Origin of the sequence: Enorma massiliensis phI, from assembly GCF_000311845.1 — a bacterium.
Classification (GTDB): domain Bacteria; phylum Actinomycetota; class Coriobacteriia; order Coriobacteriales; family Coriobacteriaceae; genus Enorma; species Enorma massiliensis.
Window position 1 is genome coordinate 84715 of record NZ_HE978575.1, and the last position, 12679, is coordinate 97393.

Annotated in this window: 9 protein-coding genes and 1 tRNA gene; 7 read left to right on the forward strand and 3 right to left on the reverse strand. The window is 62.9% G+C overall.

Features of this window, described 5'->3' with window-relative positions:
* The 5 genes from HGEM_RS07105 to HGEM_RS07125 all read left to right on the forward strand — a co-directional run.
* Positions 1 to 1352 (forward strand): hypothetical protein (locus tag HGEM_RS07105; protein ID WP_035101567.1); only part of this gene is annotated, 1352 nt, incomplete at its 5' end.
* 89 nt (positions 1353 to 1441) lie between these two features.
* Entirely contained in the window at positions 1442 to 1762 is a 321-nt protein-coding gene (locus HGEM_RS07110) for a YbaB/EbfC family nucleoid-associated protein (RefSeq protein ID WP_019128736.1), read from the forward strand.
* A gap of 216 nt (positions 1763 to 1978) precedes the next feature.
* Positions 1979 to 2575, forward strand: a complete 597-nt coding sequence (gene recR / locus HGEM_RS07115) for a recombination mediator RecR (protein WP_019128737.1) — start codon at positions 1979 to 1981, stop codon at positions 2573 to 2575.
* 676 nt (positions 2576 to 3251) lie between these two features.
* The gene (nifJ, locus tag HGEM_RS07120) at positions 3252 to 6788 is read left to right on the forward strand and encodes a pyruvate:ferredoxin (flavodoxin) oxidoreductase (RefSeq protein WP_019128738.1); all 3537 of its coding nucleotides are present in this window, start codon (positions 3252 to 3254) and stop codon (positions 6786 to 6788) included.
* 244 nt (positions 6789 to 7032) lie between these two features.
* Positions 7033 to 7755, forward strand: a complete 723-nt coding sequence (locus HGEM_RS07125; RefSeq protein WP_019128739.1) for an NUDIX domain-containing protein — start codon at positions 7033 to 7035, stop codon at positions 7753 to 7755.
* Between the two features lie 187 nt (positions 7756 to 7942).
* On the opposite strand, the gene HGEM_RS07130 is transcribed toward HGEM_RS07125, so the two are convergent.
* Complete coding sequence (locus HGEM_RS07130; RefSeq protein WP_019128740.1) at positions 7943 to 8728, reverse strand: type III pantothenate kinase; 786 nt, start codon at positions 8726 to 8728, stop codon at positions 7943 to 7945.
* Between the two features lie 170 nt (positions 8729 to 8898).
* On the opposite strand from HGEM_RS07130, the gene HGEM_RS07135 reads away from it, so the two are divergent.
* A complete protein-coding gene (locus HGEM_RS07135; RefSeq protein ID WP_019128741.1) occupies positions 8899 to 10236 on the forward strand; it encodes a LacI family DNA-binding transcriptional regulator in 1338 nt (445 codons plus the stop codon).
* A 20-nt stretch (positions 10237 to 10256) separates the two neighbouring features.
* On the opposite strand, the gene HGEM_RS07140 is transcribed toward HGEM_RS07135, so the two are convergent.
* Entirely contained in the window at positions 10257 to 10922 is a 666-nt protein-coding gene (locus HGEM_RS07140; RefSeq protein ID WP_019128742.1) for an HAD family hydrolase, read from the reverse strand.
* Between the two features lie 231 nt (positions 10923 to 11153).
* Here HGEM_RS07140 and larE point away from each other — a divergent pair, with 231 nt between their 5' ends.
* Positions 11154 to 12068, forward strand: a complete 915-nt coding sequence (gene larE, locus HGEM_RS07145; protein ID WP_019128743.1) for an ATP-dependent sacrificial sulfur transferase LarE — start codon at positions 11154 to 11156, stop codon at positions 12066 to 12068.
* 502 nt (positions 12069 to 12570) lie between these two features.
* Here larE and HGEM_RS07150 read toward each other — a convergent pair.
* Positions 12571 to 12644 (reverse strand) — tRNA-Gln (locus HGEM_RS07150).
* Positions 12645 to 12679: the final 35 nt, after the last annotated feature.

The following is a 12679-nucleotide window of genomic DNA, read 5'->3' on the forward strand; positions in this document are numbered from 1 at the left end:
CTGTTCGCCCGGCGAGCGCAGCGGGACAGGCCGCCCCGACCGCAGCGGCAGCTCCCTCGCGCCCTTCGGCCGCCGCCGCCCCAGCCGCTTCCTCGCGCCCGTCTGCGGCCGAGGTCGCTGCGTCGGCTGCGGCCCCCACGCCCGCGGTGACCGATGCGGGCGAGCTGCAGCGCAAGTGGAGCGATGTGGTGAAGCGCGTTACCGCGGCCCAGCCTTCGAGAGGCGCGCTTCTGCAGAGCTCCCGCGCGCAATCCGACGACGGGTCCGCGCTTACGGTGAGCTTCCCTCCCGGCTCGGGCTTTGCGATCACGATGCTCGGCCGGCCGGACACGCAAGAGGTCGTGCTTCCGCAGGTGTGCGCTGTTTTTGGTAACCGTGCGGTGCACTACGTGATGGATGGTTCTGCCGCTGCACCGAAAACTTCCGCCCCACAGCCTTCAGCTCCTGCTGCTTCTGTGCCGGAGGCACCTGCATCGGCTGCACGGCCCGAGGCCACGGCGCCGAAGGGGGGCCAGGTCGCAGAGGCGCCGGAGGGGCCCCAGGTTGCGGCGGAATCGTCAGCCCTGGCGACCCACTCCTCTCCTGCTGCTTCGGCATCGCCCAATGCGTCCGAGCCGGTGGCCAAAAAACCCGCAGTCACGCCGGCCGCCCAGGAACCCGCATACGGGCTGTCGCCAGATTCTGCTCCGTGGGCTCCTGCCCCAGCGGAGTTTGGTCCAGCGCCTGAGCCAGCCCCCTCGGTGCCCGAGTGCAAGCTAGATCACGCTCCCTCGGAGCCCGCCCAGGCACCGGGCCCTGCTTTCACAAAACCCGCCCAGGCACCGGCCTCCGAGACCCCTGCATGGGATGACGACCAGGTGCCCTACGACGATGCTGCCGCCATGGCATATGACGACGACCTGCCCCCGTTCGATATGCCCGGTGCGAATCTCGATGCCGCCGCATCACCGTCTCCCGCTCCTGCGGCTAGCTCTTCTGCAACCTCTGCGGTTGCAGCTTCTACGACGGTTTCTTCCGCAGCCTCCACGGCTGGCGTGTCACAGGTCGCTGCTGCTGCGGCGCCCTCAGCGCAAGCGGCTGCGGCCTCGTCGTCTTCGCAGCCGAAGACATCTTCTTCCGATGTCGCTCAGCCTGCCGCCCAATCATCTGTTCCCTGGGCTACACCAGCCGCGTCCCCGATGCCGGCAGCCGGCGGACCTTCCGGCTCTGCGCCCTCAGCCTCTGATTTGGCCCCTGCAATGCCGGCTCCCTCCGTCTCCATGGGCGGCGAAGACGCTGACGATATTGCGTCGGTACTGGGCAGCGTATTCGGTGACGGAGTAAAGGTGACGCAGGTGGGCGGCGCGGAGTAGCGCGCTCGTTCATGGTACGATGCCAACGTCAAATTTGCGGCGCGTCCGGTTTGCCAGATGCGCGCCGCACCGCAATCAAAGGAGTTCCCATGGCTCAGATGAACATGCAGCAAATGATGAAGCAGGCTCGTAAGATGCAGGAGCAGCTCGCCGCCGCACAGGAGACCATCGCGCAGTCCACGGTCGATGCGTCGGCCGGCGGCGGCATGGTCAAGGTCACCGTGAGCGGTGACATGCAGGTCACTTCGCTCAAGATCGACCCGGAGGCCATCGACCCCGAAGACGTCGAGATGCTCGAGGACATGGTTATGGCAGCTGTGAACGAGGCCCTGCGCGGCGTCGGCGAGCTTGCGAACCGCCAGATGGGCGCCGTTACCGGAGGCCTCAACATTCCCGGCATGCCGTTCTAAGTCCACTCGATTCGGAAATCAACGGTTGTTTTTGGACTCGTCGAGTAGCGCGAAACGGCACAAGCGTTCTACCTGCATATTCCTTTGCCAAGGACACCGTCCTACTGGGTTCATTGCAAAATAACCGTTGATATCCGTCGCGAATGTGTTTGCACACGGTGCGTGTGACCCCGTAACACCGAATGTCGCTCGTGGAAGCTGATGAGGAAGGATGCCATGGCGAGCAACCAAGATTTGCAGCGCTTGCTCGATGAGCTGGGGCGTTTGCCGGGCATCGGGCCCAAGAGTGCCCAGCGCATCGCCTACCACCTGCTCGAAGCCGACGCCGAGGAGGCGCGCCGTTTGGCGCAGGCTATCCTCGATGTGAAAGAGCACGTGCACTTCTGCAGCCGTTGCTTTAACTACGCCACGGCCGACGAGTGCCCCATCTGCATGGACGGCATGCGCGATCGCACGCGCATCTGCGTGGTTGGCGAGCCGCGTGATGTGACCGCCATCGAGCGCACGGGCAGCTACCACGGCTTGTACCACGTGCTCGGCGGCGTGATCAGCCCCATGGACAAGATCGGTCCGGAGCAGCTGCATATTCGCGAGTTGCTTATGCGCCTGGGCGAGGAAGACATCCAAGAGGTCATCATCGCTACGAACCCCAACATCGAGGGAGAGACCACCGCGAGCTACCTCGCACGCACCATCAAGCCGCTGGGCGTGACGGTGAGCCGTTTGGCGAGCGGCCTGCCCGTGGGCGGCGACCTTGAATACGCGGATGAGCTGACCCTCGGCCGCGCCATCGAAGCCCGCCGCGCGCTCTGAGGCACTCCGCCTTGCCACTCATTCGTCGGCCGCCGCGCGCAAGGCGTGCTCCCTCCTCATTTGTGGCACCTCAGAGCGTGATTTCCTGCACGGCGATTTTCCATCGCTGAATATTTGGAGTTACATTCTGTTCACCGTTGCAGATTTGAAGTTAAGGGCAGCGAGCGAAGCATATATGGAGTTATTGGCCTCTGTAGGTGACCTTAGCTCCATATATGCTGCGCTCGCTATGCATAATTCCAGATTTGCTGCACTCGGAGGGCATGCCGGTGACGGTAACTCCAATTATGCCGCGCTCGGCGAATCTCGGCCCCGTGTAACTCCAAATCTGCAACGTTGAGTTGGGGATAACTCCAGATTTGCAGCGCTGACCGGGGTGGCTTCGGAACTGGCCCGTTGGATGGGGGATAACTCCGGATTTGCCGCGATGGACGCAGCCCCCTCCAAATCACCTCACCTATTCAGATTCACGATTACGGTCGCGCCGAACGCGGTACAATAACGACGCATGTGGATTTTCGCCAGCAGACGGCTTCCCCTCATCGCCGAAGCCCGACGCACGCGGCCGCGCCAATTGCGCAGACACGGCCTCATGCCAGCGATTTTCCAAGAAATGCGGAAAAGCCCCGGCGCACCAGGCACCGGGAACCTGTATACCTATGAGAGGAGAGGGTATATGGCGCGCAAGTTCAAGTCCATGGACGGCAACGAGGCCGCCGCATACGTATCGTATGCGTTCACCGAAGTTGCGGGGATTTACCCCATCACGCCGTCCAGCCCCATGGCCGACCATGTCGACCAGTGGGCAGCCCAGGGGATGAAGAACATCTTCGGAACCCCGGTGAAGGTCATCGAGATGGAGTCCGAGGCGGGCGCCGCGGGCACCGTCCACGGCTCGCTCTGCGCCGGTGCGCTGACCACCACCTACACGGCTTCCCAGGGCCTGCTGCTCATGATCCCGAACATGTACAAGATCGCTGGCGAGCACCTGCCGGGCGTGTTCCACGTCTCCGCGCGTACGGTTGCCTCCCACGCGCTCAACATCTTCGGCGATCACTCCGACGTGATGGCTTGCCGCCAGACCGGCTTCGCCATGCTCGCCGAGACCAACGTCCAGGAGGTCATGGACCTCGCCGCCGTGGCGCACCTTTCCGCCATCAAGGGCCGCGTGCCGTTCCTGAACTTCTTCGACGGCTTCCGCACCTCGCATGAGATCCAGAAGGTCGCCGTGTGGGACTTCGACGATCTGGCCGAGATGTGCGACATGGACGCCGTCCAGGCGTTCCGCGACCACGCCCTCAACCCGGAGCACCCGCACAACCGCGGCACCCACGAGGACGGCGACGTCTTCTTCCAGCATCGTGAGGCCTGCAACACGACCTACGACGAGCTGCCCGCGGTGGTCGAGGACTACATGAACCAGGTGAACGAGAAGCTCGGCACCAACTATCACCTCTTCGACTACTATGGCGCGCCGGATGCGGACCGCGTCGTGGTCTGCATGGGCTCCTTCTGCGATACCCTCGAGGAGGTCATCGACTACCTCAACGCCCATGGCGAGAAGGTCGGCCTGGTCAAGGTCCGTCTGTATCGTCCGTGGTCCATCGAGCACTTCATCGCTGCGCTGCCCGAGACCGTCAAGAAGATCGCCGTGCTCGACCGCACCAAGGAGGCCGGTTCCATCGGCGAGCCGCTCTACGAGGACGTCGTCTCTGCGCTCTATGAGTCCGGCAAGACCGGCATCAAGGTTGTCGGCGGCCGTTACGGCCTCGGTTCCAAGGACGAGCCGCCCGCGGCTGCGTTCTCGGTCTACGAGGAGCTCAAGGCCGACGAGCCCAAGCGCGAGTTCACCATCGGCATCGTCGACGACGTCACCAACCTCTCCCTCCCCATGGACGCCGACGCGCCCAACACCGCGGCCGAGGGCACCATCGAGTGCAAGTTCTGGGGCCTTGGCGGCGACGGTACCGTGGGCGCCAACAAGAACTCGATTAAGATCATCGGCGACCACACCGACAAGTACGTTCAGGCCTACTTCCAGTACGACTCCAAGAAGACGGGCGGCGTGACCATCAGCCACCTGCGCTTCGGCGATCAGCCCATCAAGAGCCCGTACTACATCACCAAGGCCGACTTCGTGGCGTGCCACAACCCCAGCTACATCACGAAGCACTTCAAGATTGCCCAGGGTGTGAAGCCCGGCGGTACGCTCATGATCAACTGCCAGTGGGACTTCGACGAGCTCTCGAAGCACCTCTCTGCGGCTGAGAAGCGCTATATCGCCAAGAACAACGTGCAGCTCTACACCATCAACGCCATCGACCTGGCGGTTCAGGTGGGCATGGGCAAGCGCACCAACACCATCCTCCAGTCCGCGTTCTTCACGCTCGCCGGCGTGCTCCCGCAGGAGGATGCCATCAAGTACATGAAGGACGCTGCCGAGAAGTCCTACGCCAAGAAGGGCCAGGACGTCGTCGAGGCTAACTGGAAGGCCATCGATGCCGGCGCCACCGCCTTCGTGAAGCATGAGGTTCCCGCCGAGTGGGCCGATGCCGCCGACGAGGCTCCCGCCGCCGAGCTCAAGGGCCGTCCCGAGCTCGTCAAGCAGGTCAAGAACATCATGGAGCCCATCAACCGCATGGAGGGCGACGAGCTCCCCGTCTCCGCGTTCGTCGATCATGCCGACGGCCAGTTCGAGCAGGGCGCCTCTGCGTACGAGAAGCGCGGCGTTGCCGTCATGGTGCCGCATTGGGACGCCGACAAGTGCATCCAGTGCAACCAGTGCTCGTATGTGTGCCCGCACGCCACGATCCGCCCGTTCGGCCTGACCGAGGAAGAGATCGCGAACGCGCCCGAGGGCATGCGCACGCTCGACATCAAGATGCCGAAGGACACCGGCCTCAAGTTCACCATGGCCATCAGCCCGCTCGACTGCATGGGCTGCACCAACTGCGCCAAGGTCTGCCCGAAGGGCGCCCTCACCATGGTGCCGCAGGAGCAGGAACTCGAGGAGCAGAAGACCTTCGATTACTGCGTGGCCGAGGTCTCGCCGAAGCCCGTGCTCGAGGCTGCAAACGTCAAGGGCAGCCAGTTCAAGCAGCCGCTGCTTGAGTTCTCCGGCTCCTGCGCCGGCTGCGCCGAGACCGCCTATGCGCGCCTCGTCACCCAGGTTTGCGGCGACCGCATGTTCATCTCCAACGCCACCGGCTGCTCCTCCATTTGGGGCAACCCGGCTGGCCGTTCGCCGTACACGGTCAACAAGGACGGTCATGGTCCGGCGTGGAACAACAGCCTCTTCGAGGACAACGCCGAGCACGGCCTGGGCATGGCGCTCGGTTACGAGGCCGTTCAGAACAAGCTCGTGGTGCTGACCGAGGAGCTCATCGCTGCCGAGGGTACGCCCGAGGACGTGAAGGCTGCCGGTAAGGCCTGGATCGACGCTCGCAAGGACGCCGAGGCATCCAAGACCACCGCTGCTGCCTACATCGCGGCCCTCGAGGCTTGCGGCTGCGACAAGGCCAAGGCGATCCTCGCCGACAAGTCCTTCCTCACCAAGAAGAGCTTCTGGATCTTCGGTGGCGACGGCTGGGCGTATGACATCGGCTTCGGCGGCCTCGATCACGTGCTCGCCAGCAACAACGACGTCAACGTCTTCGTGTTCGACACCGAGGTGTACTCCAACACCGGTGGCCAGGCCTCTAAGGCTTCGAACCTCGGCCAGGTGGCCCAGTTCGACGCGGCCGGCAAGACCACCAAGAAGAAGAGCCTTGCCGAGATCGCGATGAGCTATGGCTATGTGTACGTGGCCCAGGTTGCCATGGGCGCCAACCCCGCTCAGACGCTTAAGGCCATCCAGGAGGCCGAGGCCTACGACGGCCCGTCCCTCATCATCGGCTACAGCCCCTGCGAGATGCACTCCATCAAGAAGGGTGGCATGCAGAACTGCCAGGCCGAGATGAAGAAGGCCGTGGAGTGCGGCTACTGGAACCTCTTCCGCTTCAACCCCGCCGCCGAGGTGGGCAAGAAGTTCACCCTCGACTCCAAGGAGCCGAAGGGCGGTTATCAGGAGTTCCTGATGAACGAGGCCCGCTATGCTTCGCTCACCCGTTCGTTCCCCGAGCGCGCCGAGGTGCTCTTCAAGGAGAACGAGGAAGCCGCAATGGCCCGCTATCAGCACCTGCTGAAGCTCAAGGATGTCTACGCTGAGGTCTAAGGCCTGAGTCCTAGCTCCTTATAGGAGGCCCCGGGGGATTCCCTCGGGGCCTCCTTTCGTTTGGATGAATCGCAGACACCCGGTGTCTGTGATTCATCAAGGGCTTCGGACATGTTTCCGGGGCCCTTTCTCTTCTTGTATGCGGCGGGTATCCAGAAGGCTCTGCGCCGGCGTAGCGTGATGCGTTGTTGGGTACAACTGACGTGACTGCGCACTGCACGCGCGCTGAGCGAAGGGGAGACACATGGCAGAGATCGAAGAAAAAATGGTCGATACCTCAACTACGGACAACCTGGAAGATGCTTATGCGGACGCGATGCCAGGGGAGGTGCCCGCTGCCGAAGACGGCGGCCATCTGGTTCCCGGCGACGAAGGCGAGCACGACGCCGAGCTGCATGAGCAAATCTTGACGCAAGAGACCATGTGGAGCGGTAAGATCTTCGACGTTGAACGCATGGAGGTCAAACTTCCGAACGGGCGCTGCTCCGTGCGCGACGTGGTGCGTCATTGCGGGGCCGTAGCCATCGTTGCCCTCACGGAGAACGGAAAGATCGCGCTCGTGCGCCAGTATCGCACGGCGCTCGACCGCGTGACGGTGGAGATTCCCGCAGGCAAGATGGACCCCGGCGAGGAGCCGCTCGACTGCGCGAAGCGCGAGCTCAAGGAGGAGACCGGCTTTGTGGCGGGGCGCATCGCCTACCTCACCACCATCGCCACCTCGGGTGGATTTACCGATGAGCTCATCCATATCTACCTTGCCACCCAGCTTTCGTTTGAGGGAGCCCAACCCGACGAGGACGAATTCCTGAACGTCGAGCTGGTCGATGTGCAGGAGCTCGTGGATGCCGTGCTCGATGGCAAAATCGAGGATGCTAAAACGGTGGTGGGCGCGCTTGCCTGCGATGTCATGGCACATCGGCTTGCTGCGGACGACGCCATGCAGGGAGACGAGGGCTCCGTTGCGTGACGCTGGGGGAGCCGTGTCGCTTAGCCCCGATTTCTGAGGGCCGTGTCCAATGGGCGCGGCCCTTATGCTCGCAATACCGCAGGTATCGATGGATGTTGGATTGCTCCCTGGCGTGGGAGTCTGAAAAACTGGGTATATTTGGCGGCACGCGCCTGTCTGCCCGAGCAGACTAGAAGCGCAGGCCGTTTTACGTCGAGTGCGGTACGCGGTCGCGCATGCGCCGAGCTATCTCGCAGATGCCTTTGAGGGTGAGCTGCCCGTCGACAACATCGAATACGTTGGTTGAATCTGCCACGATGTTCGCAAGCCCTCCGGTCGCGATGACGCGGGCTTCGGGCGCCGCCAGCTCGGCCCGGATACGGCCAACAAGCCCCTCGACCATAGCTGCCGTTCCGAGTACGGCGCCGCTCTGCACGGCCTCTTCAGTGGTGCGGCCGATGGCGTGGGGCGGCGTCTCCAGCGGGATGCTTGCGATTCGGGCGGCTCGAGCAACGAGGGCATCCATCGAGATGCGCAGTCCCGGGGCGATTGCACCGCCGATGTAGTAGCCGTCGGAATCGACCACGTCGATATTGGTCGCCGTGCCGAAGTCGACCACGATCGACGGCGCTCCGTAGAGCTTTTCGGCGGCCACGGCGTTGGCGATACGGTCGGCGCCCACCTCCTCGGGATGTGGCGCGTGGATGCATGTAACGGCGGCGGTGTCCGCTCCCACGGCGATGCTTCTCGCCGCGATGCGTTGAGCGAAGGCGCGCCATTCGCGGGTGAGCTGCGGGACCACGCCGGCGAAGGCGATTTCGTCTACGCATTCAAGGGTAAGGCCGTATATGCGCAGGTAGCCGAGCAGGCGAACATGGATTTCGTCTGCAGTAAACGTGCGGTCGGTTGGCATGCGCCAAGAGCGCACGAGCTCGTCGGCGTCGAAGAGGCCGAGCGCCGTTTGCGTGTTTCCCATATCTATGGCGAGGAGCATGGGCCTCCCTACGATCGTTTCGTCACGAGCTTGGAGCTTGGTGACGGTATGCGTGCGCCATCATTGTATACCAAGGCGCCGCCCGCCATTAAAGCGTTTCAAAGAGTTGCTATACTGGGATACCATGCCGAACTCGGCAATACACGATGTGGGAAAGTAACGGGAGCAAGATGGCGCGAGTTAACATCAGCGACGTGGCGCGCGAGGCGGGCGTCTCGCTGGGAACGGTATCGAATGCGATCAACCACCCAGAGCGCGTGCGCCCCGAGACGCGTCGGCTGATCGAAGAGGCCATCGAGCGCCTGGGCTACCTACCCAACCAAAGCGCCCGCCTGCTGGCCGGGGGGTCCAACGCGGTGATCGGGCTCGTCTTGCCGCGCCTCAACCATGGTTGCAGCGTGCAGATAGCAAGCGGTGCCCGCAACGAAGCCGAGCGCGCGGGCCTCGACCTTGTCATCATGAATTCAAACGAAAACGCAGAGGTGGAAAGACGCTATCTGCGATTTTGTACTGGTATGCAGCTTGCTGGCGTGCTGGTGCAGCCGTCGGCGTATCGGGTGTCTCAACCTCAGCATGCGCCTTCGGTGCCGGTGGTGTACCTAGGTGCCCTGGGTGCGCCGCGCGAGGTGCTCTCGGTCTCGGCAGACTATCGCGCTCAGGGACGCTTGGTTGCAGAGCATGTCGTCGCGTGCGGGGCGCGCAGGGTTGCGGTGATCGGATCTGCTTCGCTGCCACCGCTTGCCGAGCGCCTTGCGGGCATTCAATCCGTTGGTGCCGAGCATCCTGAATGCTTGTTCGAAGTGCTTGATGAGGGAAGCCGTTGCGGATCTACTGATGGTGCCCGGTTGGGCGAGAGGCTTGCGAAGCGTGCGAGCCGCGAGCGGCCGGATGCGATCATAGGCCTGGCAGATGCCATCGCGGCGGGAGCCATCCAGGGTGTCCAGGCAGCAGGGTGCGATGTGCCGGGCAACATCATGGTAGCAGGGTGCGATGGAAATCCCCTTGCCTGGGGAGGGGCGGTGCCGCTGACCACCTGTTCGCCTGCTGGATACGAGATTGGCCGCAAAGGGGTCCAAATGCTTGTGGGCCAAATCGCGGCTATTGAAGAGAAGAATGGCCGGAGCGGTGCGGTCGGGGCTCAGGGCAGCGTGATCGGTATCCGGAATGGCGGGGAGAGTGCCCGCGGTGCGGCGGCAGTCCATGGCGCGGGTGGCGCCCGGGGAGTGAGTGGCATCCAGGGCGTGGGTGGTATCCGCGGCACGGAGGGTGCGCGGGGCGCCCAAGGTTCGGGCGGCGCCCCCAGCGCTGATGGAGTACGGAGTGGCACAAGCCGGGTTGCGGTGAGGCCCTCCGCCATGCTGCGCGGCGAGGCCAAGCATGAGCTCGTTCGGCCCTTTTTGCTGGAGCGAGCGAGCACGGTCGGGCAGGGGGCGGCGCATAGGTCGGAGCTTTCCGGGCTCGGAGCGGTCCGCGCGTTTGCCGAGCTCGACATGGGCTCGTATCTTTAGCGGTTTTTGCGGGTTTGGCGTTACGCAATCTCTTCGTTGCGCAGCCTAATCGCGCCCGCGAGCTCGTCGAGCGAGCCGAGCACATCGACGCACATCGAGCGAATCTCGGGCGTGGGCTCAATCGTATCCGGCACCAAGAAGACCGACATTCCAGCTGCGGCTCCCGCACGAACCCCGTTGGGGGAGTCCTCGACGACTGCGCACTCCTCGGGCCGCATGCCGAGGCGTTCGGCAGCGAGCAGGTAGATATCGGGGGCCGGTTTGCCGTGCTCAACCTCATCGCCACAGGTGATGCTGTCAAAATACGCCTGCATGCCGAACGGTTCGAGCTCGCGTTCCGCAACCGGACGATACGACGAAGTGGCGAGTCCCAGCGCGAAGCCATAATTCTTGAGCACGGAGAGAGCCTTCGCGGCAAAGGGCTTGGCTGCGAGCTCGTTTTCCATGAGTTCGTCTTTGATGCTCCGATGGAGCGAAAAGAGCTCGTGGGCAGTTGCTTCGGTAATTCCCAGGTGCTCGATGAGCATGCTGGTAACGGCATCGGCCGTGCGTCCTACGAAGCTTTTGATCAGCTCTTCGCTCACATCGAGCCCCAAGCGTTCGCCAGATGCCAGCCATGCGCGCGCACTGAGCAGCTCGGTGTCAACGAGGGTGCCGTCAAGATCGAAAAGCACCGCTTTAATCATAGGGGTTCCCTTCATGAAGGTTCATGCTCCGTCGCTGCGAATGTTTGGCTAGGCCAGCGGCGGCAGCGCGAGCGTGCTGCTACGGTCGTGTGGCGGGTCAGCATCGATTACATGGGCGAGCCGATGTGACGGGCCGACGGACCATCGACGAGATGACCACATTATTGTGCCAGAGCCGGCCTGCGATGGGTACAAGAGGGACCGGAAACCGCGAAGAAGTCGGAGGATGCTGTGGAACGCGAAGCGCGGGAAAAGCTGCAGGCGCTCGAAGAGCTGCTTGATTCTTGGAAATCGGTTGCCGTCGGATATTCCGGGGGTGTCGACAGCACCTTTTTGGCTGCGGTTTGCGCGCGAGCGGTGCCGAGTCGAGCGGTGCTCATGCATATCGAGACTCCGTTTTCGGCAACGCCTGAGCTGGTGTCGGTTGAGCGGGCTGCAGAATCTGGCCAGTCGGCGTTCGGGCTGCCGCTTATCGCGGTTCCCCTCGATCCCTTCTCTTTGGAAAACGTTGTTCGAAACGACGAGAACCGTTGCTATTACTGTAAGCGGGCTGGGTTTTCGGCAATCTTGGCCGAGGCGCGGGCGCGCGGCATCGAGGTGGCCGTGGACGGCAGCAACGCGGACGATGCGGGCGATTATCGGCCTGGCATGCGCGCCCTCGAGGAGCTTGGGGTGCGTTCCCCGCTTCTAGAGACTGGCTGGCACAAGGATGAGGAGCGTGCGTTGCTGCGTGAATGGGGCATCCCGGTGTGGGGTATGCCAGCCGGCGCATGCTTGGCGACGCGCATCCCGTGCGGCGAGCCGCTTACGGAGCGGAAGCTCGCCGCCGTGCGCGCTTGCGAGGACTATCTGCATGAGCATGGGCTTCATCAGGTTCGGGCACGCTTGATTGAGGGGTCCTTGCAGGTTGAAGCTTCGTCCGAGGATTTACGCGTGCTTGCATCGGCGGGAGATCCCGCAGATGCCAGTAGCGGATCGAGTGCACCGCACGAGAAGGGCGCATGGCATGGGGAAGGCGCGCCGAGCGAGGAGGGCGTGCGGCACGTTGCGCTTCCAGAGGAGATGCGCGCCCATCTTGCAGGCTGTGTTGACGGCGAAGTGAACCCTTACGTTGTGCTTTACAGCAAAGGGAGCATGAACAGGTGAGCCGCTCTCGAATCTTGATGAATAGGACGCGACATAAGCGCAGGCAACAAAATCCCGAAATGTATAGAAAAGCATGCTTCGGCTAATTGGCGTGATTTGGGTAGTCAAATTTGCGCTAAGTCGGTCTTTTTATCTGGGAAACGATGGTCAATATTCGTGGCCGTCCAGGTAGTGCGGGGTGCGAGAGGCCGTCTACCTGCACGGTGGTAAAATCGCACCCTTGAATTCCAGTATACATGACCGATTTAGCGCAAATTTGGATACAGGACTGCGGGGCGGCCATGTTTTGGGCTTTGGGGCGCATGCGCCGGCCCGGACGGATGCCCGTGCGCGGCATCAACGGGCCCCGTGGCGGAAATTGGGCTGTGGCGGCTCTCGATAGAAGCTGGGCCTGTTGGCAAATCCAAACGCTTGCCGCAAGTATTTCGCATTGTTGTTTCGCATGAGCGAGATAAAAAAGCAGTTCAAAGCATGTTAGATACTTTGAACTGCGCGTATTGCGTGGCTGGGGCAGAGGGATTCGAACCCCCGTAACCGGCACCAAAAACCGGGGTCCTGCCGCTGGACGATGCCCCAAAGCATAGCCGACGCTCCAAAGGCGCGCTCGGCCC